Below are 25,259 nucleotides of genomic sequence, written 5' to 3'. Positions count from 1 at the left end.
CCGGCTCACTCCTTCTCTTGCGCCAGGGCGTTGACGGCAGCGGCCGCCATCGCAGAGCCGCCGCGGCGCCCATGCACGACAAGGAAGGGCACGCGGCCGTCCTGTGCCAGCGCCTGCTTCGATTCGGCTGCACCGACGAAACCGACCGGGATGCCGATCACGGCTGCCGGTTTTGGCGCACCGGCATCGAACATTTCGAGCAGCCGGAAAAGCGAGGTCGGGGCATTGCCGACGACGACCAAGGCTCCCGCGAGATGCGGCCGCCACAGCTCCATGGCCGCGGCCGAGCGCGTTGTGCCGGCCTGTTTGGCCAGTGCCGGCACCTCAGCCTCGTCCAGCGTGCAAATCACTGCGTTGCTGGCCTGCAAACGGGCGCGGGTCACGCCGTTCGCGACCATCTTGGCGTCGCACAGGATCGGAGCGCCGGCGCGCAGCGCAGCCTCCGCCGCATCCGTGAAATCGGCTGACATCTCGACATCGCGCGGCAGGTCGGTCATGCCGCAGGCATGGATCATGCGTACCACCACGCGGGCGGCCGCGCCTGAGAAGCGGGAGAGGTCGGCCTCGGCCCGGATGATGGCGAAGGAGCGCTCATAGATCGCATCACCCTCGCGGATATAGTCGTAGCGCGTGTTCAAACCTGTGGTCCTGAAAACCGGCCTGCGGTCAGGCGGGTGTGAATGTCCTGTCCCGGCTGCAGACGCTGCACAATCTGCGAAAGGTCAAGCCTCGCCATCGGCTTGTCCCGCGTCGTTCCGCCGATGACGACGTCATAGCGGCCGTCATGCCCGACCAGCGTGAGATCGGCGGGACCTGATTGCGCGCAGGATTTGACGCAGGCCGATAGATGCAGGCTGAGGCCAGCAGCAAGGAGCGAGGCTGCCGCTTCGGCCAGGACTGCGGCATCGCCCATCGTCTGCGTCTCGCCGCGCAGACAGGCCGGCTTGCCGGAGCATGCCTGCACTGAAAGCCGTGGATCGGCGTCGCGGGTGACCAGCCCCAGTGCCTCGCATCGTGCGGTGAGGCTCGCGGCGGCATCGTGCTCGAGGCCCAGGAAAGCCAGCCCCCGCCAGGGCGAAAAGCGGATTTCGCTGACGCCATGCGCGCCGGCGGCCTCGCATAGCCGCGATAATGTCCGAGAGTCCGAGCGGCCGAACGGCAGCCCCGCGATCAGGGCAAGATGGGAGGCGCGCAACGCGAAGAGCCCGACCCGCCTCGGCGCGGAGCGAGCCACCGGCGCACCGGTCGGCGCTATCGAGCAGGCCTCGGTCAGCGCGCTAATCTGGTCGTGGTCGAGATCACGCAGGCGATGGATCCTGTCAGGCTCGGCCCGCCGGTATGCCGCAAAGCCCTGCAACAGCCCTGCCGTCACGGCGCCTGCATCACCGGATGCGACCGGGCCAAACCAGCCGCCTTGCGGCAGGCCGATCACGACGGAACCCTGGTCAATCGCAACCACGCGCAGATCGCCGGCAAAGCCATCGAGTGCGAGCTCGCCGCCGCCATCGACGATGACGCTGGTCTTGGGCGGCAACCCTGAGATGGCGCGCCCCTGACGTTCCAGGGATGCGGCCAGAATGGCGGCATCGATCAGGTCGCTCGGATCCTGCCCGGCGAGCGGTGAGGTGAGCACCAGGCGCTGCGGCCCGGGCCCGCCGGCTTCGTCGACGAGCCGCTCCGCGAGCAAGGCCTCGACAAGGGCGGGATGGGCCTCCTGCCGCACACCCCTGATCTGGAGATTGCCGCGGCTGGAAATCTCGACGAGGCCATTGCCCGTCTCTTCGGCTAGATCCGCCACGCGTCGCAATTGTGCGGGCTGCATCTGCCCGCCCGGCGGGTGCAGCCGCACGAGCCAGCCGTCCCCGGTTTCCATCGGCCGGAGCGTGCTCGGGCACCAGCCGCGCCGGAGCGCTTCTTGCGTCGGTGCGGTCATTCCGCAGCGTCCTTGCTGGCGAGGAAGGCGGCCACGGAATTGCGCCGGCTCTGCCAGAGGCCGCGCCGCTCGGCTTCCGTCAGCCGCGCGCGGATCGAGGCGGCCGCGGGCGCATTGGCCTGTTCCAGCGCGCTCCAGATGGCCGGATCCGCGCAATAGGCCTGGAATACGGCGTCGAATAGTCCGTCCGAGACCGCGTCGGTGCTGGCCGCATAGACGAAGAGTGTGTCGACGGTCTCGGCAAGTTCGGCCGCACCGCGCCAGCCATGGGCAAGCTGGCCCGCAATCCAGCGCGGGTGGCAGAGCCGGCCATGGACGATGCGCGCAATGTCCTCGGCCAGGGTCCGCGTTTTCGGCGCTTCCGGGTTGGAGCTGTCGAGACTGTAGAGTGCGGCCTCGCTGCCGAGCGCCTGCGCTGCCGCGGCAAAACCGCCGATCACATCGGCCGCGCTGGTCGCTTCGAGAATGTCGCGCCCCGCCGTGTCGCTGACGTGAACGAAGGCGCTTGCCGAGGCGACGCGACGCGCGAAGCCGGGATCGGCGCTGGCGAGACCCTCCGTACCACCGAAGGCATGATCGCTGGCTGCGAGATAGGCGGCGCCAAGCTCGCCGCGGCTCTCCCATTGCCCGTCGAGCGCACGGTCGGCCATGGCGGCACCGAAGCGGCCGGGTGCCGGGCCGAAGATGCGTGCGGCGTCTTCGCCGCGCCGGCGTGCTGCAGCAGGCTCGTTCCATTCATCGGCTTCGTCCAGCACTGTTACGGCGCGCGCAGCGGCGTCGAGCAGCGCGATCTGACCCGGGAATGTGTCGCGAAAGGCGCCGGAGATACGGATGGTGACGTCGATGCGCGGCTGATCGAGCTTGGCCTGCGGAATGACGGAAAATCCGGTCACTCGCGTCGAGGCGTGATCCCAGAGCGGCGCGACGCCCATCAGGGCAAGCGCATGTGCGATGTCCTCGCCGCCGGAGCGCAGTGTGGGCGAGGCCCAGAGATCCATTACGATCCGGCGTGGATAATCGCCGTGGTCCTGGAGATGGCGTGCGATCAGCGACGCGGCGGCGCGCATGCCGAGGCGCGCGGCGGCCCGGGTCGGGATCGCGCGCGGATCGAGCGTCGAGAGGTTGCGGCCGGTCGGCAGCACATCGCTTTGCCCGCGATGCGGCGAGCCGGCAGGGCCGGGCGGAACGAACCGCCCAGCCAGAGCGCGCAGCAGGTTGTCGCGCTCGTTGCGGGATGACGCGGGATCATGCGCAGCCCGCCCGAAGACATGCAGCCCATCCCGGAAGGGCAGTTCGGCGATGTCGCAGAGATGCGCGTCGAGCTGGCTCAGTGCGCTCGCCATGTCGAGATCGGGCGTGACACCGCAGGCTTCCGCCAGCCCGCTTGCTTCGGCTCGCCCGCGGATTTCACGGGCGACGATCTCGGCGCGGCGCGGATCGAGGACCTGCGCTTGCGAAAACTCCTCGACGAGATCACGCAGCAGCGCCACTTCGCCGGCTGCATCCGCCTGCACCAGTTCGGGTGGGAGATGGCCGAGCGTCACGGCCGAAAGCCGGCGCTTGGCAGGGGCCGCCTCACCGGGGTCATCGACGACATAGGGGTAGATCACCGGCAGGCCGCCAACCGCAAGCCGCGGCCAGCAGCTCGCTGAAAGAGCCACCGCCTTGCCGGGCAGCCACTCGGTTGTGCCATGCGTACCGAGATGGATCAGTGCGTCGGCATCGGCAATCCGCCGGAGGCCGAGATAGAAGGCGAGATAGGCATGGCCCGGCGGCGCATCGGGATCGTGATAGCGCAGCTTTCGGTCGGGCGTTGTGTCGCGAGCGGGCTGCAGGGCGATGGTGAGACGGCCATTGCGGATCACACGGAAACGGAAGGCCGAGCCATCGCAGGCACGATCCGCCTCGGGTTCGCCATGGGCCGAGATGAGTGCCGCGCCTGCCGCGCCGGGAATGGCGCCGAGCCAGGCGCGATAATCGGCGAGCGGGACTGCAAACTCTGCTGGCCCTTCAGTCAGCGCCTGCATCATACGCGTGTCGTCACTATGAGCCAGCTGACCGTCCCGGCTCTCCCTTGGCTCGTCCGGGAAGATACTCTGCGCGGAGGGGCCGACATCGTATCCGGTCTGCGCCAGCAGTTCGCAAATGGCCCCGACGCTGGCTGGGGTATCGAGCCCGACTGCGAAGCCGGCCCGTCCTCCGCGCGCCGGGTAGTCGGACATGACCAGGGCGAGGTTGCGCTCGGCAGCCGGCTTGCCGGCCAGCGCGATCCAGCCTGAGGCGAGATCGGCAAGGGCGGCGACACCATCGCGATCAGGAACCAACCGGCGGCTCGTCAGGCCGGTCCGGCCGTCCGTCATCTCGGCCTTGAAGGCGACGGGCAGCGCCCCCAACCGTCCGTCGAATTCCGGCAGCGCCACCTGCATGGCGAGGTCGGCCCCGGAAAGCCCGCGCGGTGAGGCCTCCCAGGCGTCGCGCGGGCTGCCGACCGGCACGGCCTGCAGGATCGGGCAATCGGCGGTGTCCAGCACGAAATCGGCGCTGTTGCGGGCCGAGAACGCGGTGGTGGTGATGATGGCGGCGGGCTTGCGCGCGGCGATCAGGGCCGCAAGCTCGCCGGTGACCGCCGGGTCCTTCAAGCTCGTAAGGGCCAGGATCAACGGGGCATGGCCGCGCGCACCCAGCGCCTCTGCGATCGCCTCCGCCATGGCGGTGTCTCCGGCGGCGACGCTGGAGCGATAGACCAGGATCGGGACCAGCGCGTTCGCGACGGGGCGCTGTGAGAGCGCCTCACGCCATGCGAGCGGAGCACCGCCCGCACCAAGGGCGAAGAGCGCGGGCAAGGGGGTGGGCGCGAGGTCCGAAGCATCGCCTTCGCGGCGAAGGAACGCATCCACCCGTCCAAGCAGCCGGCGCATATTCTCCGCACCGCCGCCGGCGCGGAAATAGGCGAGAAGCTCCGCGGCGAAACGCAGTTCGACGGTGCCGTACTCGGCCAGCCGCTCATCAGGCCGGTCGTCGCCGGGCAGCACGACGAGCGGTATCCCGCCCCGTCGGCAGATTTCCGCCAGCTGCTCAATGCCGTAACGCCAGTAGTCCAGCCCGCCGAGACAGCGGATCAGCACGAAGCGCGAATGCGCCACCGTCTTCTCGACGAGAAAATCGACGGAGAGCGGGTGTTTCAGCCGGCGTAGCGAGGCGAGCCTGACAGCGAGCTCGCTTGCGCCGGCCGCGGCCGTCAGCGCCGAAAGGTCGCTGTCGGCGAAGGAGAGCACCAGCACATCCCCCGGCGGCAGGGCGAGATCGACGGCGTCTTCGCCGTCGTCAAGCCTGATCTCGCTTGAGGGGAGGAGGTGCATGGTTCAGCCCGCGAGGGCGGCCTCCACGGACTTGCGATCAAAGCCCTTCAGGCCAATCACCACGAGGCGACCATCCTTGGCTTCGCCGGCCGCCCAGGCGCGGTCGTAATGATGGCTGACCCGACGCCCGACACCCTGGACGACGAGCCGCATCGGCTTACCGGGAATCGCCGAAAAACCCTTCAGGCGCAGCACGCCCTCGGCCTCCGCGGCCCTGGCAACGCGGGCCGCCAGCTCCTCGGGCGAGGTCGCCGCGGCGAGAGCGAAATCGAGGCTTTCGAAATCGTCGTGGTCGTGGTCCTCTGCGCTCTCATGGTGCGAGGGGCGTCCAGCTAGATCGGCCTCGGCAGCCGCGTTGAGGCCGATAATCAGGGCGGGCTCGACCTTGCCATGGGCCGTCTCGACGATCTTGATCGCCTTCGGCAGATGCGCGGCGATCTCGGCCTTGACGCGTTCGCGGCCGGCCGCATCGACGAGGTCGCTCTTGTTGAGCAGGATCAGGTCGGCGCAGAGGATCTGGTCCTCGAACACTTCTTCGAGCGGGTTGTCGTGCCCGACCGCGGCATCCTGCGCCGCCTGCGCAGCGAGAGCGTCGGGATCATCCGCGAACTGGCCATCCGCCACGGCCGGACCATCGACCACGGCGATGACACCATCGACCGTGACACGTGACCGAATGGCCGGCCAATTGAACGCGTTGACCAGCGGCTTCGGCAGGGCAAGCCCCGAGGTCTCGATCAGGATGTGTTCCGGCGGGTTCGGCCGGTCGAGCAGCTTTTCCAGCGCCGGCACGAAGTCGTCGGCGACGGTGCAGCAGATGCAGCCATTCGGCAGCTCGACGATGTCCTCCGCGGTGCAGCCGGAAATGCCGCAGCCGGCGATGAAGGAACCGTCGAAGCCGAGATCGCCGAACTCATTGACCAGCACGGCGATGCGCTTGCCCCCTGCATTCTCCAGCAGGTGCCGCACCAGTGTGGTCTTTCCGGCCCCGAGGAAGCCGGTGATGATCGTGCAGGGGATCTTGCCCAGCGAGCGGGCTTGGGGAGCGTTCATGATCTCATCCTTGTTGGCGCGCCGGGAGAGGCGGTACGCGCGCGACCACGCCCTTGCGGAACGAAGCGGGTCTTTCTTTCCAGGGAACGATACCGTTTGCGCTGGCTGCAAAGCTTGCAGCTGCGTCAACGATTTCGGCGATATGGGTGTCTGCGTCGAGATCGCCGATCAGATAGGTCCATTTGCCGTCGGCCGCCAAGGCGACGGTGCAGGGGCGATTGCAGACCGCGAGGCAGTCGACGGGTTCGACCGGAAGCGTCCCGCCGTCGCGCGCGATGCGTTCGCGCAGCGCCTCGGCAAAACCCAGTCCGGGCTGGTCGTAACCCTCCGGCAGGTCCGCCCGCGCGCGCCGGCAGGCGACGCAGACGAAAATGGTGACATCGCCTTCGGGCATAGGCCGGTTCCTTGGCTTCCGGCGCGATCCCGGGGGATCGCGCTCAGCGTCAGGCCTTGGCCGGGGCTGCGGCACGGCGCGTCGCCCAGGGCCAGAGCACGCCGACGGCAAAGCCGGTGGCGAGCCAGAGGGCAGCCTGGAGCGCGAGCGAGAGCGCGGCGAAATGCGCTGCGATTTCGGCAGGGACCTTGCTCTCCGGGGCGGCGGGATGTGGTGCGCCGATCAGATGCGGGACGAGCATGGCAAGCACGGCAAGTGCCCGCAGCCAGCTCGCCTCCGCCCGCAGGAAGACCCAGAGGCCGCCGGCGGTGACGAGCGCGGTGGCGATCCACCAGGTCTGGCGGTGGAGCAGTTCGGCTGACGCGCTGCCGGGCAATTCCGGTGCGAGCCCGGTCGCCGGCACGAGGCCGAAGGCCAGGAAGCCGCAAGCCGCCCAGATCAGTGCGGTCCGCTCAGTGATGGCATCGCCCGCTGCGATCATGCCGCCGAGCAGCAGGGCGGCAAAGCCGATCGCGGTCGCAATGGTGACGATGGTGGTGAAGGCCGTACGCTGCAAGCCGTCCTGTGGCTTCCACTCGGCGTGGTCGGCTGCGTCGGCGCCGCCATGGGCAAGGACGATCCTGGCATCGCCGGTGAAGCTGGCGTGCTGAAGCTCGACTGCGCGCAGTGCCGTCTCAAAGGTTTCCGCCTTGAGGATCAGCGGCGTGGTGGTGACATGCTGGAGTGCTGCTACCAGGAGCCCAGCAAGAAGCCCGGCCAGAAGACTGACCGTGAGAACACGATTGACCATGTTGCCTTTCCCTCAGTGGCAGGGAAAGGCGAGGGTGTGGCGCGTGTCGTGGGCTGCGTTGTGAACGCTGGTCGAATGGGCGAAGCCGACGGTGAAGATCAGGGCTGCGCCGAGTGCCAGGGCAGCTGCGACAGCCTTGACGCGCTCGGAAGCGCTGGCCTGGGTGGTGATCGAAGCCGTATTCGTCGTCATCTCGGTCTCCTTGGCCACCCCGCCGGCAGCCCGCTGGATTGCATCACTCGCTGACGGCAGGTCTCCTGGCTCGCGGGTCCGGATCTCTCGCCGCCTTCCCGGGACAATCCCAGTGGCCGATGGCGCGAAACTCGCCGCTTACAGTTGCGGGGGCAGCCGCGGTATCGCACCGCGTTCCCTTTTCACCTCCTTGCAGAGGCACCGTCGGCGATGATCATTAGCCATCTGCACGGTGCTGTGCAATGCAGCGATCGTGATTGCGAGCGCAGTGAAGCGATGTGATCTCTTGTCGCCTGTCCCGGCTTGCTTCGCTTCGCTCGCCAGGTCCGTTCCTTAGGCTGATCTTCCCTGGGCTGAGAGTTTGGCAGTGGCAGCGATCCTTTCCCCTCTCACCCTCGTTCTGGGCGGCGCCCGCTCCGGCAAGAGCCGCCATGCCGAGGCCCTGATCGAGATGGTGCCAGCGCCCTGGACCTATCTCGCCACGGCCCAGGCCTATGACGATGAGATGCGCGCCCGGATTGCCGAGCACCGCGCCCGCCGGTCGAAGGAGTGGATGACCATCGATGCTCCGCTGGACCTGGCGCAGGCGATCCGCGCGGTTCCCGCGGGGCAACCTGTCCTGGTGGACTGCCTGACGCTCTGGCTGACCAACGTGATACTGGCAGAGCAGGATGTGGCGGCTGCAAGCCGGGAACTGGTCGAGGCCTGCGTCGCGGCACGAGGCCCGGTGGTCCTGGTTTCCAACGAGGTTGGGCTCGGTATCGTGCCTGAGAATGCGCTCGCCCGGCGGTTCCGCGACGAGGCGGGGCGGCTGCACCAGATGCTTGCGGCGCGGGCCGACCGGGTGATCTTCATGGTCGCCGGTCTGCCGATGCAGGTGAAATGAGCAGGAGGTTCCGATGACGATCGATGCTGACGAGGCCGCCCGCCACAAGGCCAAGATGGAAAAGCGCAAGGCAGTGCAGGATGCCGAGGTTGCCGCCAAGACGATCGAAAAGGGACTCCTGATCGTCAATACGGGGCCAGGCAAGGGCAAGTCGACCGCCGCCTTCGGATTGATCCTGCGGGCTCTCGGCCATGACTGGCGCGTCGGGGTGGTGCAGTTCATCAAGGGCGCCTGGGCGACAGGGGAACGCAAGGCGCTCGACGCCTTCGGTGATCGCATCGTCTGGCACACGATGGGCGAAGGCTTCACCTGGGAAACGCAGGACAAGGCCCGCGACATCGCTGCCGCCGGGCGCGCCTTCGCCAAGGCCAAGGCGTTGATGGACGATCCGGAGATACGCCTGCTCGTGCTCGACGAACTCAATATCGCGCTGCGCTACGACTATCTGCCGCTGGCGGAGGTGGTCGAGACATTGGCGAGCCGGCGCCCTGATCTGCACATCGTCGTCACCGGCCGCAATGCCAAGCCCGAGTTGATCGCCGTCGCAGACCTCGTCACCGAGATGACGCTGGTCAAGCATCACTTCGCGGCGGGCGTGAAGGCACAGGCCGGGATCGAGTTCTGAGGCTGAGCCATCGACCCGAAACGTGAGTTGCGGCTTTCGGGAAAGTCGAAGCAAACACAGAAGGTGAGATCGTCGTTCCAGATGCGATGCCCGGTCCGATGAACTAGAGGGCGAGCGCGGTAGCGGCCCCCGCAACGGCGAGCCCCCACAGCAGCAGACATGCCCTCCGATAGAGAGCGAGCGCCCGCCGGATATCCGCCGCTTCCGCTTCGGCCCGGCCGTCCCCCATCCAGCCGTCGTCGACCCTGACCTCGCCATAGACGCGCGGGCCCGCCAGACGGAGGCCTAGCGCACCTGCCATCGCGGCTTCCGGCCAACCGGCATTGGGCGAACGATGATGGCGGGCATCGCGTCGGACAGCTCGCCACGCATTGGCGGGGTCTGACGTTTTGTCGAGTGCGGCGGCTGCGGTCAGCAGCAGCGCGGTGAGGCGAGAGGCGGGAAGGTTGACGAGGTCGTCGAGACGCGCCGCCGCCCAGCCGAAGGCGAGGTGGCGCGGTGTCTTGTGGCCGATCATCGAATCGGCGGTATTGATCGCCTTGTAGAGCGCGCCGCCCGGCAGGCCGCCGACGCCGAGCCAGAAAGCCGGAGCGACGATCCCGTCCGAGAAATTCTCGGCAAGGCTTTCGATTGCGGCGCGGGAAACTCCGGCTTCGTCGAGGGTTTCGGGGTTGCGGCCGACAATCATCGAAACGGCCATGCGTCCGCCTTTGAGCCCGTCCCGCTCCAGTCCTTCGGCGACCCGTGCGACATGCTCGTGCAGGCTGCGCTGTGCGATGAGGCTGGAGGCGACGAGCGCGAGGGGCAGCCAGCCAAGCGGGCCGAGGCCGCGGCAGAGCAGGGTGAGCCCCCATGAGATGGCAAATGTGGCGGCAAGCAGCAGCGCGAGGGCGAGGCCGCCGGCCGCCTTGCGCACGATGAAGGGGGCGCTCTCGCGATTGAGCATCCGGTCGAGCCGGGAGATCAGCGCACCGATCCAGGTGACGGGATGGCCGATCAGCGCATACAAGCCCTGGGGGTAGCCGAATCCCGCCTCGTTGATCAGGGCGGCGGCGAGGAGCGGCAGGGAATCGGACAGGCTCATGCGGGGCGGGAATGGCTGAGGCGGCAGGCAAGGTCTGGCATGGCGGCGATCTGGCACAGGCGAAGGCGCTGTTCCCGGAGGCGCCCGAGCCATGGATCGATCTTTCGACCGGGATCAATCCCATCCCCTATCCGGTTCCTGAGCTGCCGTTAAGCCTCTGGCAGCGCCTGCCGGGAGTGCGGGACGAGGCGGCATTGCTCGCTGCGGCACGCGAGACGTACCGGGTGCCCGAGACGGCCGGCATCGTCGCGGCGCCCGGCACTCAGATCCTGATCGAACTGCTGCCGTGTCTTGCGAACACCGGGCCAGTCGCCGTGATCGGCCCGACCTATGCCGAACATGCGGTGGCCTGGCGCAAGGCAGGGATGGACGTGCGGGAGAGCGCAATGCCCGCGGAGGCGGGCGATGCGGGCGTGGTCGTGCTGGTCAACCCGAACAATCCCGATGGGCGGGTGATTGAGCGCGCGCAACTCACGGCGGTTGCGCGTGACCTGGCCGGACGAGGCGGGTTGCTCGTCATCGACGAGGCCTTCATCGATTTCATGCCCGAGGCGAGCCTGATCCCCGAGCTGCCCCCGGCGACGCTGATCCTGCGCTCCTTTGGCAAGACCTACGGGCTCGCCGGCTTGCGTCTGGGTTTCGCGATCGGCGAGGCGCGCCTGACGGAGGCCTTGCGTGCCGCGCTCGGTCCCTGGGCCGTCGCGGGGCCGGCGCTTCATATCGGGGCGCAGGCGCTCAGTGACACGGACTGGCTCGCGGCGGCCGCCGGTGCCCGGGCCAGCGATGCCGCCCGCCTCGATGCCTTGCTGGCGTCGCGAGGCGTGATCGTCGGCGGCACCTCCCTGTTCAGGCTGTTGGCGACGCCGGACGCACCGGCACTCTTCGCCCATCTCGGCCGCGACGGCATCTATGTCCGCCGCTTTCAGAACAATGCGAGCTGGCTACGGCTTGGCTTGCCCGGCGACGAGCCGTCCTGGCAGAGGCTCGCCGCTGCTCTGGCATCCTTTCTGCCTCCTGGTGCCGCCTAGGGGCGCATGCATGGAACGGCGGGACGGAGCCGTTTCGCATGATTAAGCTGGGTTTTGTCATCACGGGGGAATGCAATGAAGCCTTGGCCGCAGGAAAGAGAACTCACGATCGGCTTCGCGCATGCCGCCTACCAGTTGGGAGCGGAGTTCTCCGCGCGGGGGCGCGCCGCGAGGAGCTTTGAGGTTCGCAACCTCGATGAACTCAAGGCGCGCGCGCCCGAAGCCGATGTCCTCGTCGTCTCCGGACTCTGGCGCAACGAGCTGATCGCCGCCTGCCCGCGCCTGCGCTTCGTCCAGTCGATCAGCGCCGGCACGGATCAGTTCGACAAAGCCGCCTTCGCCGCGGCCGGCATTCGCCTCACCAGTGCGCAGGGGGGCAATGAGCGCGCCGTTGCCGAACACGCGTTGGCGCTCATCCTGGGCCTTACCCGTCAGATCCATCTCGCTCGCGACAACCAGATGGCAAAGCATTGGCGGCCGATGATCGGTGATCGCGCGCGACGCGAGGACGAGCTCGGCGGCAAGACGCTTGTCATCGTCGGCCTTGGACGGATCGGCCTGCGTTTGGCGAGGTTGGCTGCGGCCTTCGGTCTGCGCATCATCGGTGTGCGCCGCAGCGAGCGGCCCGAACCAGGCATCGATGCGATTGTGGCGACGGACAAGCTGGGCACGGTTCTGGCTGAGGCCGATATCGTGGCGTTGACCTGCCCGCTGACGCCCGAGACCGAAGGACTGATCGGCAGCGAGGCGCTGGCCGCCATGCGCCCGGGCTCTCTCCTGATCAACGTTGCGCGTGGCCGTGTCGTCGACGAGGCGGCGCTGCTGGCGGCGCTGGGTTCGGGGCACCTGGCTGGCGCCGGGCTCGACTGCTTCCATGACGAGCCGCTCCCATCGGCCTCGCCCTTCTGGGGCCAGCCGAACGTCATCGTCACCCCGCACAGCGCCGGCGAGACGCGCGCCTATGAGACGAACGTCGTCGACATCCTCCTCGACAATCTCGACCGGCTGGCGCGTGGCGACGCGGGGTTGCACAACCAGATCGTTTAGATCATGGAACCGGAACGAAGTCCGGTCCCATGATCTGACTGTGATCGCATCGGTCTTCCCGGTTTCGGGCCGATACCTGACCGGGCGGTCGCTTACGCCTCGTGCAGCCGGCGGTAGATGCCGTCGGCCTTGACCAGGTCGGCATGGCTGCCCTGCTCGGCGATCCCCGTCGAATCCACCACCACGATCCGGTCGGCATCGCGGATGGTCGCGAGACGATGCGCGATCATCAGCGTGGTGCGGCCCTGCGACAGATCCGCAAGCGATTGCTGAATGGCGCGCTCGGTTTGCGTGTCCAGCGCCGAGGTCGCCTCGTCCAGGATCAGGATCGGCGGATTCCTCAGGAAGATGCGAGCGATGGCGAGGCGCTGCTTCTGCCCGCCCGAAAGCTTGACCCCGCGTTCGCCGATGATGGTGTCGAGCCCGTCGGGCATCGCCGCGATGACCTCGTCGAGCCGCGCGCGCCGCGCGGCCTCGACGATCTCGGCCTCGCTCGCCTCGAGCCGGCCATAGGCGATGTTCTCGCGGATCGTGCCGGCGAAGAGGAAGACATCCTGCTGCACGATGCCGATCTGCCCGCGCAGCGAGGCCAGCGTCATGTCGCGGATATCGATGCCGTCGATGGTGATGCTTCCGCCGCTGACTTCGTAGAAGCGCGGCAGCAGGGAGCAGATCGTCGTCTTGCCGGCCCCTGACGGGCCGACGAACGCGATCGTTTCGCCCGGCTTGATATGCAGGTCGATGCCGCTGAGCACGGGGCGGCCGGTCTGATACGCGAACGAAACGCCCGCATAGCGGATTTCGCCCGAGAGTCTCGGCGCAGTCACCGCATTCGGTCGGTCGGCGATATCAGGCTCGGTGTCGAGGAACTCGGTATAGCGCCGGAAGCCGGCAATGCCCTTCGGATAGGTCTCGATCACCGAATTGATCTTCTCGATCGGTCGGAAGAACACGGCGATGAGCAGCAGGAATCCGACGAAACCGCCCTGGCTCAGGCTGCCGGTGATGACGAGATAGCTGCCGGCGACCATCACCACCATCTGGGTCAGCCGCATGCTGAGATAGCTCAGCGCGATGGTAGCCGCCATGATGCGGTAGGCATCGAGCTTGGTCTGGCGGTAGTTCTGGTTGTCACGGGCGAAGAGCCGCCGCTCGTGCTCCTCGTTGGCGAAGGCCTGGACGACGCGGATGCCGCCGACATTCTCCTCGATGCGCGCGTTGAAGCTGCCGACCCGCCCGAAGAGCTGCTGCCAGTTATGCGTCATGCGCCCGCCATAGCGGCCGGTCAGCCAGCCGGTCAGCGGCACGATCGCGGCAGTGACGAGCGCAAGCTCGGGGCTGACCATGAACATCAGCACGAAGGCGCCGAACAGGGTCATGATCGCGATGAACAGGTCTTCGGGCCCGTGATGCGCGACCTCTCCGATCTCCTCGAGGTCCTTGGTGAGGCGGGCCACGAGATGGCCGGTCTTCTGGTTGTCGAAGAAGCTGAAGGAGAGCTTCTGCAGATGGTCGAACGCCTTCCGCCGCATCTCGGTCTCGATATTGATGCCGAGCATGTGGCCCCAATAGGTCACGATCGCCATCAGCCCGCTATTGAGCAGGTAGATCACCAGCAGTGCGGCGGCGCAGGCGAGGATCAATCCCCAGTTCTGGCCGGGCAGCAGCCAGTCGATGAAGAACTTCACCGCGATCGGGAAGGCGAGCTCGAGCAGGCCCGACAGCACTGCGCAGGAAAAATCCAGCAGGAAGAGGCCGCGATGCGGTGCGTAATAGGCGAAGAAACGGCGAAGCATGATGACGATGTCTTTTCAAATCCGGATCGCGGTTCGGATCGGGCGTCCTCGCTCCGGATCGCGCACGATTATCCGCGGGTCCAGAGGCCGGAACGGGGCCGGCCCCTTCTATAGGCTCTGGCGTGCCGGGGCGGAATGCCGGCGATGCATGGCCGGGCACTGATCACTCATCGCCAAGCCGGGGCCCGGAGCTCCGCCGCACTCCAGATGGGCCACGTCAGCGATTGTAACGCACCGGCACCGCGAGCGAGATCGTGCCGCCCCCACCGACGCCGGCAGGAGGCGCCGGGACGGGGCTTGCCCTGCGGATCATGCTGACGGCCTCCTCATCGAGCGTGGCATCGCCGGAGCTGCCGGCGAGTCGCGCGGACAGGACACGCCCGCCCCGATCGATCGAGAAGGCAATCTGCACCGTGCCGGGACGCGCGCCGCCCGGGAAGCGCTTGTAGCGATTGAGATGGGCGATCAGCATGCCGCGCCATGACGCCGTCGAGGCGGAGGGCGATGCAGCGGAGCCGGTTGGCGCGGAGGAAGGAGCAGCGGCGGGCGCGGCCGAGGCGGGGGGCGCGGCGGCTTCCTTGGCCCGTGGCTTCTCGCGCTCGGCCGGCTTGCGGCGCTCCACGACGCGTGGCTTGGGCGGCGTCGGCTTGCGTTCGACGACCTTCGGCTTCGCGGGGGCAGGCGGAGGCGGGGGAGCGAGCACGGCTGCAGCATCGGGCAGCTGCGGCAGTTCGGGCAGCTTGATCTCAGGCTCGGGCAGATGGACCGGCTCGGGTATCACCTCGGGTTCCGGAGGCGGCTCTGGCTCCTTGACCGGCTCGGGAACAGGCTCCGGGGTTGGTGGGGGCGGCTCGGCCTCGGTCGCCTGGGGGGCAGGGGGCAGGTCGGCAGCGGGGGCCTCGGGCGCAACGGAAACCGCCGCAAGCTCGATCATCACGGCAGGCTCGGGCGCGCCGGCCGCAGCCTCTCCCGGCCGCCAGCTCAAGGCCAGCCAGGCAATGCCGCCATGCGCCGCCACCACGACGAGCCCAGCCGAACTCCAGCGCAATAGCGCCGGCCAGAGGCGTCGTGATGCGCTGCCATCGAGAGACCCGGTCTTCATGGCTTCACACCCGCGACCGGCGCGGCCGCCTGGCCCGTATCCTCTAGCCCGACCAGCGCGATCTTCAGATAGCCGGCATTGCGCAGGAGGTTCATCACATCCATCAGCTCGCGATAGGCGACGGTCCCGTCGGCGCGCAGGAAGACTCTCTGCTCACGGTCGCTGCTGGTTTGCCGGTCGAGGACACTCTGCAGCGCTTCGCGCGGGACGGGGTCGTTGCCGAGCGCGAGCGAGAGATCGCCCTTCACGGTAAGGAAGACGGGCTTCTCGGGCCGCGGCTGCGGCTGCGCGTTGGAGACGGGCAGATCGACGGCGACGTCGACGGTGGAGAGCGGGGCCGCGACCATGAAGATGATCAGCAGCACGAGAATCACGTCGATGAAGGGCGTGACGTTGATCTCGGAGACTTCCGCCAGATCGCCGTCCTGCGGATCCTTGAGCGAAACGGCCATCGTTCACTCCGCCGACATCAGCGGCGGCACCGCATGCAGCGAGCGGCCGGGACGCTGCGCCGCACGCCGCGCGCGCTCAAGGTCGCGCGAGAGGTGGCGCAGGACGTCGCCCGAGGCGTCCGACAGCACGGCGCGGTAGCCTGCGATCGAGCGCGAGAAGACATTGTAGATGATGACGGCGGGGATCGCCGCGACGAGGCCGATCGCAGTCGCCAGCAGGGCTTCGGCGATGCCGGGCGCGACCACGGCGAGATTGGTGGTCTTCGACTGAGAGATGCCGATGAAGGAGTTCATGATGCCCCAGACGGTGCCGAACAGGCCGACAAAGGGGGCGGTCGAACCAATCGTCGCGAGCAGGCCGGTGCCCTTCGCCATATCCCGGCCGGCACGCGCCTCGCGCCGTGACAACGCGATCGCAACGCGCTCCTTGATGCCGTCATCCGAGAGATCAGCCGAACGGCGGACTTCATCGCGAGCGGCCTGAACCAGCTCGGCGACGACGCTGCGTCGTGCATGGCCGGCAGAGATCCTCTCGGCGGCGATCTCGAGGCTGTCCGCCTCGTCCAGCCGGCGTGCGGCCAGCCGCGCCCTGGTCTTGGCAGCCATCAGCTCCAGGCTCTTGGCGAGCCAGATCGTCCAGGTCGCCAGCGATGCGAAGGCAAGCCCGAGCATCACCGCCTTAACGACGATGTCCGCCGCCATGAACATGCCCCAGGGCGAAAGGTCATGAGGAAGCGCAGCAGCGGCGACTGGGGCGGGAGCTTGCGGTGCCGGCAGCTGCTGGGAAACAGCCGTCTGTTCATGGGCGCCGCTCGGGCTTGCGGCCATGTTCGGCGCCGGCGTCGCAGGCGCGGTCGTCGCGGCTGGGGGGGGCGCCGGCTGCTGGGTGGTCGGCGCGCTTGCTGGCGCCTGCGCGAAGCTTGTTCCGATTGCGGGGCCAATTGTGAGGGACAGTGCCAACAGCAGGCTGCCCGCTGCGCTGCGTTTTGCCCGACCAGCGAGGGTGGTCGTGGCTGTACTGCGGCGGGGCTCGTCCTGGGCACTCATACCGGTTGGCTCTCTGCTGTCAGAATGGTGGGCGGTTCATTTCAAGAGGGTAGGCAATAGTTGTACTATTAATTTAGAAAAAATCTAATCTATGAATACTTCTATGGGCGCGTTACTGGCCACTAACAACGCGAATGTCAAAGATAAAGATTGTGGTTGTGCCGAGTTGTAACGATTGTTTGGGCGGTTCGCGGTCAGGGGCGCCGCAGCCCGGCGTAACACTTTATCGCGTCGCCGCTGCCGACCGGTCGTTCGTTCGCCCATGCCGATGATGTCTGCTCAGGTATTCGCAGGATGGCGTTGTCTCCGGCCGCGAGTCGAAGAATGGTCATCCGGTCGCACCCCGTGATGCCGTCTGCCGGATGACCTGATCTCGATGCCGAGCCTGCCTTCGCCCTTGCCGGTGCCCTCGACGGGGCGCGGGCTCGGCCTCATCCTCACCCTCGGCGTGACACAGGTCGCCGGCTATGGCTGCCTCTACTATGCCTTCGCGGTGCTGGCCCGGAATATGACCGCAAGCTTCGGATGGGCTCCTGAATGGACCTATGCCGGGTTCGCCGCGAGCCTTCTTGCCGGCGGTGTCGTTGCTCCCGCCGTCGGCCGGCAGGTGGACCGTCGAGGAGCACGCCTGGTGATGACGATCGGTTCGGCCCTTGCCGGGTTGGCACTGCTGGCGCTCGCCGAGGCAAGCGGCGGCCCGAGCTATTTCGCGGCGATGATTGCCCTTGGCATGGTCTCGACCATGGTCTTCTACGACGCCGCCTTTGCGGCACTGACGCAGTCGCGCGGTGCCGGTGCGCGGCGCTCGATCAGCCAGCTCACTCTGATCGGTGGCTTTGCCTTGACGATCTTCTGGCCCCTGACGACGGCGCTGCTCGCGCAGTTCGACTGGCGCGAGATCTACCGGTTCTACGGCCTGCTGCAGCTAGGGCTCTGCGTGCCCTTGCATCTCCTTGGGCTGCCAGGGCGTGTCAAACGAGCCGCAGAGCGCGGGCATGCCGCGAGCGTGCCGGCGTTGCTCCATGCCGATTATCTCGAAGGCGAGGCGCGCCGGCTCGCCTTTGTTCTGCTCGCTCTCGCCTTCTCGCTGCAGGGCTTCGTCGTTTCGGCCATGTCGGTGCATCTGCTGAGCATATTGCAGGGGCTAGGCCTGAGCGCCGCAGTCGCGGTCGGCATCGGTGCCATGGTCGGCCCTGCCCAGGTCGCCGGGCGGCTGGCGGAGATGCTGTTCGGCGCTTCTCTCTCGCCGATGACCACGGCATGGGTTTCGGCGGCGATGATGCCGCTCGGTTTCGTCCTGTTGATGACGGGCCAGACGACCGCAGTGCTCGCCGGTCTCTTTGCGATCGCCTACGGGATCAGCGTCGGACTGAGTTCGATCGTACGTGGAACCGTGCCGCTCCAGCTTTTCGGCCCGGCGGGATACGGCGCGATGCTCGGCAAGCTCTCGGCGCCGGGGCTGGTGGTCAAGGCGGCGGCGCCGCTTGTCTGTGCGGTCTTGATCGAGCGGGCTGGCCTGATGCCAACGGCGGGGCTCATGGTGTTGCTGTCCTTGCTTGCCACCGGGGCCTTGTTCGTGCTCGCGCGTAAGGTCTCCTGACCTGAAGGGATCAGATCCGTCGTGCGCGCCACCATGAACGGACGGCGTCGCGCGTGCGCAGCATGAAGGCATGGATCGGACTGCGCCTCACCCAGTCCAGCGTGCGCGCACGCAAATCGGTGATGACAGCCATTCCGCGCGCGAACCAGCCGATGGTGAGGAGCTTCTTTCGGCCGGCATTGTAGATGCGCTCGACGATCACGAAGCTCGCCAGATACGCCAGCCCGAGCATGATCAGGCCGCTGATCACATGGCCGCGCGCGATCACGATGAGGCTGACGAGCTTGAGAGGCTCGACGACCGCGAACGGCGCTGCCAGCAGCGCCAGGATCGCAAAGCGCGGCATGCGGGCGATCGCCGCCTCGGCGCGTGCCACGAACCGCCGTTCCGACAGCCAGCGAATGGCCGGGCGGTAGAGCGGGCGCGCGAGCTCGTCGAACAGGATCAGGAACGAGATCAGGCCTCGTAGCGGCAGCGCAGCAACGCGGCCGATGGCGGCTGCCAGACGATGGAGAGGTGACGATGCCATCGATCCTTCCTTGCCGCCCGCGTGGCGCAACAGCAAGCAGAAATGCCACGCCTCCCAGCCGCGGATGGCTGGAAACCCGCTGTCATCATCCCTGGCGTCGGTTCCGTCGCCAGGGATGATGACAGCGATTGAGACGACCCGGGCGTTGATCGCCCCGATCGCGGCGACCTCAGTCGGTGAAGACGACGGTCTTCTTGCCGTTCAGAACGACGCGGTCCTCGAGATGATGCAGGACGGCGCGCGCCAGCACCCGCCGCTCGATATCGCGGCCCTTGCGCACCAGCGCGTCGGGCGTGTCGCGATGCGAGATGCGCTCGACATCCTGCTCGATGATCGGGCCCTCATCGAGATCGGGCGTCACGTAATGGGCGGTCGCGCCGATCAGCTTCACGCCGCGCTCATGCGCCTGATGGTAGGGCTTGGCGCCCTTGAAACCGGGCAGGAAGGAATGATGGATATTGATGCAGCGACCAAGCAGCTTGGCCGAGAGCCCGTCCGACAGGACCTGCATATAGCGCGCAAGCACGACGAGATCGGTCCGGGCCTCCTGTACGAGCTGCCAGATCTGGGCCTCCTGCTCCATCTTGGTCTGTCGGGTGATCGGCAAATGATGGAAGGGCAGGTCACCGATATCGGTCGAGGCGATGCTGTCGCGACCGTGGTTAGAGATGATGCCGGCGATCTCCATCGGCAGCTCGCCGATGCGCCAGCGATAGAGCAGGTCGGCGAGGCAGTGGTCGAATTTTGAGACCAGCAGCATCACGCGCTTCCGCACATGCTGCTCGCGCAGCGTGAAATCCATGGCGAAGCGCCGGGACAGTTCCCCGAAGGCTTCCGTGATCTCGGCGTGCGACCTGCTCTCGGCGAGGCGCTCGAAGACGACGCGCATGAAGAAGCGGCCCGTTTCGGTGTCGTCGAACTGCTGTGCGTCTCGGATGTTGCAGCCGGCCTCGAACAGCAGCGTCGAGACGGCGGCGACGATGCCGGGACGGTCGGGGCAGGAAAGGGTGAGGATCGAAATGCGGTCGGACATGGCTGATGCCGCCCTTCAAGGGGCGGCCCTTCGCTGGGACAGTGGGACGGGTTTCGGGTTGGAGGGCGCGCGACGCGCTGCGCTCAACCTCGTCCCGTTGCCGTCACCCTGCAGCCGTACTCCGCCGCGGAGGCGGAAAGCCAGGACCAGAAACTGCCTGCCATGCTGCGTGCGACCATGATCTCGAAAACGGCGTCACCGGATTCCGGATCGTCAGTGATCCGCCAGAGATGCACACCCATATAAGCGATGCTTGTCAAGGCGGCGGCACCGGCGGGGAAGACGGAAGGGTGCAGATCGAGCATGCAGCCCTTCGCCAGCGTCTCGCGCAGCTTCGGTCCGGAAAGCCGCAGCGCAGCCCGCCCGTCGGACTGGTCGGAGACGGCGGCGAGCGGCGCGAGATCGCGCAGCAGCTCATCGAAACCGTTCCGATCCGTCGCGATCAGATGCCACTGATCCGGGCCGGCCCAGACCAGACTGTGGCTCGCGCTGGAGATGATGCGCGGCGTCACCGGCAGGCCGAGTCCGATGTGGCGCTGGAGCGCCTGCGCGAGCATCTCATCCCCCCCCTCCCCAACAATCAGGCTGGCGATGCCGAGGCCGTCGCGCGCCTCGATCGTGATGCCGGGCTGCCCGGCGGCACCAAAGGCGCCCGAGGCCAGAATGCCGGCCCAGGAGCCGCGTGGCGTCCAGGCAGTTGTCACGGCGTCAGCCATGGAGGCGCGCTCCTTCGGGATCGACGAAGACCGGATTGCAGATTTCGAGGACGATATCGCCGTTGCGCACCGGATCGACGGCGCGGATGCGTTCGCCGATGCGTTTCGGGCCATTCTTCAAGAGACCGAGGCCGATCCAGTGCTTCAGAACCGGGGAATAGGCGACCGAGGTCATGTAGCCCTCGTCATGCTCCATCGACGCAGGCTTGCCGAGGCCGATGAAATGCGCGCCGGCTCGCAGTCGTTGCCCGATTTCCACCGGCCTGAAGCCGACCAGGGCGGGACGATCCGGTTCGATCAGGGCTTCGCGCCCGGCCATGACGCGACCGACAAAATCCTTCTTGGCGGACATCATCCGGCCCAGGCCAAGATCGCGGGCTGTGGTCTGGCCGTTGAGTTCGTTGCCCGCGACATGGCCCTTCTCGATGCGCATCACGCCGAGCGCCTCGGTGCCATAGGGCGTGATACCGTACCGTGCACCGGCCGCCATCAGGGCGCTCATCATCGGATGGCCATGATCGGCCGGAACGGCGAGCTCATAGGCGAGCTCGCCCGAGAAGGAGATCCGGAACAGCCGCGCCGGGATGCCGCCGCCGACCGTGACGCTGCGCGCCGCGAGATAGGGACAAGCTTCGTTCGAGAGATCGTGTTGCGCATCGACGACGCCCCGCAGAACATCGCGGGCCTTCGGTCCCGCAACCGCGGCCTGCGCCCACTGCTCCGAGACTGAGACCATGCGGACATCGAGCGTCGGCCAGAGCACCTGATGGCAGAATTCGAGATGCTGCATCACCTTGGCGGCGTTCGCCGTGGTGGTCGTCATCAGGAAATGCGTCTCGGCCAAGCGCGAGGTCGTGCCGTCATCCATGACGAAACCGTCTTCGCGCAGCATCAGTCCATAGCGCGCCTTGCCTACGGGCAAGGCCTTCCAGCCATTGATATAGACCCGCTCCAGGAACTCGGCGGCATCATCGCCCTGGATGTCGATCTTGCCGAGGGTCGAGACGTCGCAGATGCCGACGCCATTGCGCACGGCGAGCACCTCGCGATTGACGGTGGTCAGCCAGTGGTCCTCACCTGCTTTCGGATAATACTGCCCGCGCAGCCACAGCCCGGTCTCGACGAAGACGGCGCCCTGGTCCTTCGACCATTGATGGGTGGGCGCCAGCCGCATCGGCCGGAAATCCGGGCCGCGATGGTGTCCGGCAAGCGCACCGATGGCGACCGGCGTATAGGGCGGCCGGAAGATCGTCGTCCCCGTCTCGGGAATGGTCTTGCCCGTTTGCTCGGCCATGATCGCGAGGCCGGAGATATTCGAGGTCTTGCCCTGGTCGGTCGCCATCCCGAGCGTGGTGTAACGCTTCAGGTGTTCGACCGGTCGGAACCCCTCGCGCGCCGCCAGCTCGACATCGGTATCGGTCACGTCGTTCTGGAAATCGACGAAAGCCTTGCCCTTGCCGCCCTTGACCCGCCAGAGCGGAGAAACCGAGACCGCTTCAGGATCGGTCTTCGCTGCGGACGCCAGCGGCTTCGCCGCGAAACCGCAATCGGCCGCAGCTTCGCTGCCGAGGCGGGCGCCGTCCGCCAGTGCCTGCGCCAGGCTGAAATGCCCGGCAGCGCTGCCGGCGGCGCTGAGCCCGGCCGGCAGCGTGCCCGGCACGAAGGCCTGGATCGCCTCGTCCCAGATCGGCCGCGTGTTCTGATGCGAGGTCAGGTGCAGCGTCGGGTTCCAGCCATTCGAGACGGCAAGCAGATCGCAGGCAAGGCTTGTCTCGCGGCCGGACGCGTCGCGGATCGTGACCTGCTTGAGGGCCTTGCCGCCGGAGGCGCGGCTGACCGCGCTGCCGGCGAAGACGCGCGCGCCGATCGCGTTTCCGAGTGCGACCAATGCCGAATCCACCTGCGGACGCGGATCGACGATCGCTACGACCTTCGCGCCGGCAGCGGCCAGATCACGGGCCGTGGCCCAGCCATCGTCGCCGGCCGTGAAGACCACCGCCTCGCGCCCGGGCAGTACGGCGTAGCGATTGAGATAGGTCCGCACCGCACCTGCCAGCATGACGCCGGGTGTGTCGTTGCCGGCAAAGACGACAGGCCGTTCGATCGCGCCGGCCGCCAGCACCGCGCGTTTGGCGCTGATGCGCCAGGAGCGCTGACGTGGCTGATACGCGGCTGGCACCGGCAGATGGTCGCAGACGCGTTCGACAGCGCCGTAGATGCCGTGATCATAGACGCCAAACACTGTCGTGCGTGTCATGATCCTGACATCGGGAAGGCTGGCGAGTTCCGCCAGCGCGTCGGCGACCCATTCGGAGCCGGCGCGGGCGTCGATCTCGCGCTTGTCGGCGATCAGCCGGCCGCCCGGTCGAAAATCCTCATCGCACAGGATGACGCGGGCGCCGCTGCGGCCGGCCGCCAGCGCGGCAGAGATCCCGGCCGGCCCACCGCCAATGACGAGGACGTCGCAAAAGGCGAACGCTTTCTCGTAATGGTCGGGATCGTCCTCCATGGCGGCGCGGCCAAGGCCGGCGGCGCGGCGGATCAGCGGCTCGTAGAGTTTTTCCCAGAAGGCAGCCGGCCACATGAAGGTCTTGTAGTAGAAGCCCGCGGTCAGCGCCGGCGCGAGTAGCGAGTTGATCGACAGGATGTCGAAATCGAGCGACGGCCAGCGGTTCTGGCTCTGCGCCTCGAGCCCGTCATAGAGCTCGGCCACGGTCGCTCGCGTATTGGGCTCGCGGCGCGCGCCGGCGCGCAGTTCGACGAGTGCATTCGGCTCCTCTGGACCTGCCGAAAGGATGCCGCGGGCCCGGTGGTACTTGAAGGATCGGCCGACGAGGCGCACGCCATTGGCCAGAAGGGCGGCAGCAAGGGTGTCGCCGGCATAGCCCTGATAGGAACGGCCGTCGAAGCGGAAGCTGACGACGTTCGCCCTGTCGATCAGGCCGCCATCGCCGCGGCGGAAGGGCTGCTTCGCGCTCATGCCCTATCTCCCGTGGCGCGCGCCCTGGCCGTCTCGACGGTCTCGATGGCGTGGGTCCTCGTGTCGCGCGTCACGACCAGCCAGGCATGGCAGCCGGCGCCGTGATACCAGAGCTCGCGATGCCGCCCGGCCGGGTTGTCGCGCTGATAGACATAATCGTGCATCGCCGCTTCCGTCGTTGCCATTCCTTCGGGCCGTTGCGGGTTGGCATCGCCGAGATAGGTGAATTCCTGGACGTCGCGGGTGCCGCAATGGGGACAGGTAATGCGCATGGAGAAAGGTTCCTGAGCCGGCTCAGTGCAGGTTCGGCTGGGCGCCAGCGCCCTTTTCGTCGATGAGGCGGCCCGTCGCGAAGCGGTCGAGCCGATAGGCGGTCGCGACCTCATGGGGCTCGTCGCGGGCGATCAGGTGGGCGAAACACCAGCCGGAGGCCGGCGTCGCCTTGAACCCGCCATAGCACCAGCCGGCATTGAGATAGAGGCCCTGGACCGGGGTGTGGTCGATGATCGGCGAGCCGTCCATCGACATGTCCATGATGCCGCCCCAGTGACGGAGCATCCGGATGCGGCCAAGGCCCGGCCATAAGGCCATGGCCGATTCCATCACGTCCTCGATCACCGGCAGGTTGCCGCGCTGGGCGTAGGAATTGTAGCCATCGATATCGCCGCCGAAGACGAGCCCGCCCTTGTCTGATTGGCTGATGTAGAAATGCCCGGCGCCATAGGTGACGACGTTGTCGATCAGCGGTTTCACGCCCTCGGAGACGAAGGCCTGCAGCACGTGGCTTTCGATTGGCAACCGCATCCCGGCCATCCCGGCGAGCCGCGAGGAGTTGCCGGCGACCGCAAGTGCGACCTTCCTGGCCCTGATCGCGCCACGCGTCGTCTCGACGCCGGTGATGCGGCCGCCTTCGATCGTCAGTCCGGTGACTTCGCAATTCTGCACGATATCGACACCGCGCTGGTCGGCGGCACGGGCGTAGCCCCAGGCGACGGCATCATGCCGGACGGAGCCGCCACGGCGCTGCAGAAGACCGCCCTGGATCGGGAAGCGGCCATCCCGGTAGTTCAGGAAGGGCGCCATGGCACGGACCTGCTCGCGGTCGAGCAACTCGGCATCGACACCGGCAAGTCGCATGGCATTGCCGCGCCTGGCATAGGCGTCGCGCTGGGGGTCGGAATGGTAGAGGTTCAGCACGCCGCGCTGGCTGACCATCGCGTTGTAGTTGATGTCCTGCTCCAGCCCCTCCCAGAGCTTCAGCGACCATTCGTAGAACGGGGTATTGCCGGGCAGCAGATAGTTGGAGCGGATGATGGTGGTATTCCGCCCGACATTGCCGGATCCGATATAGCCCTTCTCGATGACCGCGACATTGGTGATGCCGTGCTGGCTCGCGAGGTAATAGGCCGTTGCCAGCCCATGGCCGCCGCCGCCGATGACCAGGACGTCGTATTCCGCCTTCGGCGCCGCATCGCGCCAGGCCAGGGTCCAGCCACGGTGACCCTTGAGTGTCTGTGCGGCGAGGGAGAAAATCGAATAGCGCATCGGGGCACCCGGGACGTCTATGCCGGACAGGAATTCGCGCCGGGCTTGTCATCCTGAGATTGACGAAC

The 25,259-nt window shown here is 67.3% G+C and carries 23 protein-coding genes and 1 riboswitch; of the genes, 5 read left to right on the top strand and 18 right to left on the bottom strand.

Annotated elements, in window-relative coordinates; all coding sequences use genetic code 11:
- Positions 1 to 5: 5 nt before the first annotated feature.
- Genes AB4118_RS14345 through AB4118_RS14315 form a run of 7 tightly spaced genes read right to left on the bottom strand, consistent with a single transcriptional unit; the run spans position 6 to position 7,721 of the window.
- Complete coding sequence (locus AB4118_RS14345; RefSeq protein WP_441490354.1) at positions 6 to 638, bottom strand: precorrin-8X methylmutase; 633 nt, start codon at positions 636 to 638, stop codon at positions 6 to 8.
- Entirely contained in the window at positions 635 to 1,933 is a 1,299-nt protein-coding gene (cobG, locus tag AB4118_RS14340) for a precorrin-3B synthase (protein ID WP_441490353.1), read from the bottom strand. The genes AB4118_RS14345 and cobG overlap by 4 nt, the downstream gene beginning before the upstream one ends.
- Complete coding sequence (cobN, locus tag AB4118_RS14335; protein ID WP_441490352.1) at positions 1,930 to 5,292, bottom strand: cobaltochelatase subunit CobN; 3,363 nt, start codon at positions 5,290 to 5,292, stop codon at positions 1,930 to 1,932. Before cobN ends, cobG begins: the two co-directional genes overlap by 4 nt.
- 3 nt (positions 5,293 to 5,295) lie before the next feature.
- A complete protein-coding gene (cobW, locus tag AB4118_RS14330) occupies positions 5,296 to 6,345 on the bottom strand; it encodes a cobalamin biosynthesis protein CobW (RefSeq protein ID WP_441490351.1) in 1,050 nt (349 codons plus the stop codon).
- Between the two features lie 4 nt (positions 6,346 to 6,349).
- Positions 6,350 to 6,739: a DUF1636 family protein gene (locus AB4118_RS14325; RefSeq protein WP_441490350.1), complete on the bottom strand. Its 390-nt coding sequence runs from the start codon at positions 6,737 to 6,739 to the stop codon at positions 6,350 to 6,352.
- A gap of 49 nt (positions 6,740 to 6,788) precedes the next feature.
- Complete coding sequence (locus AB4118_RS14320) at positions 6,789 to 7,529, bottom strand: CbtA family protein (RefSeq protein ID WP_441490349.1); 741 nt, start codon at positions 7,527 to 7,529, stop codon at positions 6,789 to 6,791.
- A 12-nt stretch (positions 7,530 to 7,541) separates the two neighbouring features.
- Complete coding sequence (locus AB4118_RS14315; RefSeq protein ID WP_069882234.1) at positions 7,542 to 7,721, bottom strand: CbtB domain-containing protein; 180 nt, start codon at positions 7,719 to 7,721, stop codon at positions 7,542 to 7,544.
- A 38-nt stretch (positions 7,722 to 7,759) separates the two neighbouring features.
- Positions 7,760 to 7,942, bottom strand: a riboswitch (cobalamin riboswitch).
- Positions 7,943 to 8,082: 140 nt separating this feature from the next.
- Between AB4118_RS14315 and cobU the strand changes: the two genes are divergently transcribed.
- Both cobU and cobO read left to right on the top strand, forming a co-directional pair.
- Positions 8,083 to 8,607, top strand: a complete 525-nt coding sequence (gene cobU / locus AB4118_RS14310) for a bifunctional adenosylcobinamide kinase/adenosylcobinamide-phosphate guanylyltransferase (protein WP_441490348.1) — start codon at positions 8,083 to 8,085, stop codon at positions 8,605 to 8,607.
- A 13-nt stretch (positions 8,608 to 8,620) separates the two neighbouring features.
- Positions 8,621 to 9,232: a cob(I)yrinic acid a,c-diamide adenosyltransferase gene (gene cobO / locus AB4118_RS14305; RefSeq protein ID WP_441490347.1), complete on the top strand. Its 612-nt coding sequence runs from the start codon at positions 8,621 to 8,623 to the stop codon at positions 9,230 to 9,232.
- 103 nt (positions 9,233 to 9,335) lie between these two features.
- Here the strand turns inward: cobO and cbiB are convergent, their stop codons facing one another.
- Positions 9,336 to 10,316 (bottom strand): adenosylcobinamide-phosphate synthase CbiB, encoded by a 981-nt coding sequence (gene cbiB / locus AB4118_RS14300; protein WP_441490346.1) that lies wholly within the window; start codon positions 10,314 to 10,316, stop codon positions 9,336 to 9,338.
- An 11-nt stretch (positions 10,317 to 10,327) separates the two neighbouring features.
- On the opposite strand from cbiB, the gene cobD reads away from it, so the two are divergent.
- Both cobD and AB4118_RS14290 read left to right on the top strand, forming a co-directional pair.
- The gene (cobD, locus tag AB4118_RS14295; RefSeq protein WP_441490345.1) at positions 10,328 to 11,344 is read left to right on the top strand and encodes a threonine-phosphate decarboxylase CobD; all 1,017 of its coding nucleotides are present in this window, start codon (positions 10,328 to 10,330) and stop codon (positions 11,342 to 11,344) included.
- Between the two features lie 75 nt (positions 11,345 to 11,419).
- Positions 11,420 to 12,391 carry a D-2-hydroxyacid dehydrogenase gene (locus AB4118_RS14290; protein WP_441490344.1) on the top strand — a complete coding sequence of 324 codons (972 nt, stop codon included), beginning with the start codon at positions 11,420 to 11,422 and terminating at the stop codon, positions 12,389 to 12,391.
- Between the two features lie 92 nt (positions 12,392 to 12,483).
- Here the strand turns inward: AB4118_RS14290 and AB4118_RS14285 are convergent, their stop codons facing one another.
- The 4 genes from AB4118_RS14285 to exbB form a co-directional block, all read right to left on the bottom strand.
- Complete coding sequence (locus AB4118_RS14285) at positions 12,484 to 14,187, bottom strand: ABC transporter ATP-binding protein (protein ID WP_441490343.1); 1,704 nt, start codon at positions 14,185 to 14,187, stop codon at positions 12,484 to 12,486.
- A 217-nt stretch (positions 14,188 to 14,404) separates the two neighbouring features.
- Complete coding sequence (locus AB4118_RS14280; protein ID WP_441490342.1) at positions 14,405 to 15,289, bottom strand: energy transducer TonB; 885 nt, start codon at positions 15,287 to 15,289, stop codon at positions 14,405 to 14,407.
- Positions 15,286 to 15,741 carry a TonB system transport protein ExbD gene (exbD, locus tag AB4118_RS14275; protein ID WP_441490341.1) on the bottom strand — a complete coding sequence of 152 codons (456 nt, stop codon included), beginning with the start codon at positions 15,739 to 15,741 and terminating at the stop codon, positions 15,286 to 15,288. The genes AB4118_RS14280 and exbD overlap by 4 nt, the downstream gene beginning before the upstream one ends.
- A 3-nt stretch (positions 15,742 to 15,744) precedes the next feature.
- Positions 15,745 to 16,788, bottom strand: coding sequence for a tonB-system energizer ExbB (exbB, locus tag AB4118_RS14270; RefSeq protein WP_441490340.1), 1,044 nt, complete (start codon positions 16,786 to 16,788; stop codon positions 15,745 to 15,747).
- A gap of 376 nt (positions 16,789 to 17,164) precedes the next feature.
- Between exbB and AB4118_RS14265 the strand changes: the two genes are divergently transcribed.
- On the top strand, positions 17,165 to 18,388 hold the full coding sequence (locus AB4118_RS14265) for an MFS transporter (protein WP_441490339.1): 1,224 nt from the start codon (positions 17,165 to 17,167) through the stop codon (positions 18,386 to 18,388).
- Between the two features lie 10 nt (positions 18,389 to 18,398).
- On the opposite strand, the gene AB4118_RS14260 is transcribed toward AB4118_RS14265, so the two are convergent.
- The 6 genes from AB4118_RS14260 to AB4118_RS14235 all read right to left on the bottom strand — a co-directional run bounded on the left by AB4118_RS14260 (position 18,399) and on the right by AB4118_RS14235 (position 25,191).
- On the bottom strand, positions 18,399 to 18,917 hold the full coding sequence (locus AB4118_RS14260; RefSeq protein ID WP_441490338.1) for a hypothetical protein: 519 nt from the start codon (positions 18,915 to 18,917) through the stop codon (positions 18,399 to 18,401).
- A gap of 169 nt (positions 18,918 to 19,086) precedes the next feature.
- Entirely contained in the window at positions 19,087 to 19,950 is an 864-nt protein-coding gene (purU, locus tag AB4118_RS14255; protein ID WP_441490337.1) for a formyltetrahydrofolate deformylase, read from the bottom strand.
- An 83-nt stretch (positions 19,951 to 20,033) separates the two neighbouring features.
- Positions 20,034 to 20,666 carry a sarcosine oxidase subunit gamma gene (locus AB4118_RS14250; RefSeq protein WP_441490336.1) on the bottom strand — a complete coding sequence of 211 codons (633 nt, stop codon included), beginning with the start codon at positions 20,664 to 20,666 and terminating at the stop codon, positions 20,034 to 20,036.
- Complete coding sequence (locus AB4118_RS14245) at positions 20,659 to 23,646, bottom strand: sarcosine oxidase subunit alpha family protein (protein WP_441490335.1); 2,988 nt, start codon at positions 23,644 to 23,646, stop codon at positions 20,659 to 20,661. Before AB4118_RS14245 ends, AB4118_RS14250 begins: the two co-directional genes overlap by 8 nt.
- Positions 23,643 to 23,918, bottom strand: a complete 276-nt coding sequence (locus tag AB4118_RS14240; protein WP_441490334.1) for a sarcosine oxidase subunit delta — start codon at positions 23,916 to 23,918, stop codon at positions 23,643 to 23,645. Before AB4118_RS14240 ends, AB4118_RS14245 begins: the two co-directional genes overlap by 4 nt.
- Before the next feature lie 22 nt (positions 23,919 to 23,940).
- Positions 23,941 to 25,191 (bottom strand): sarcosine oxidase subunit beta family protein, encoded by a 1,251-nt coding sequence (locus AB4118_RS14235; RefSeq protein ID WP_441490333.1) that lies wholly within the window; start codon positions 25,189 to 25,191, stop codon positions 23,941 to 23,943.
- Positions 25,192 to 25,259 lie beyond the last annotated feature (68 nt).

The sequence above is a fragment of the Allobosea sp. 2RAB26 genome (assembly GCF_052115465.1).
Lineage (GTDB): Bacteria > Pseudomonadota > Alphaproteobacteria > Rhizobiales > Beijerinckiaceae > Allobosea.
The sequence above is the reverse complement of the archived record's forward strand: the minus strand, read 5'-3'. Positions and strand labels throughout refer to the sequence as shown.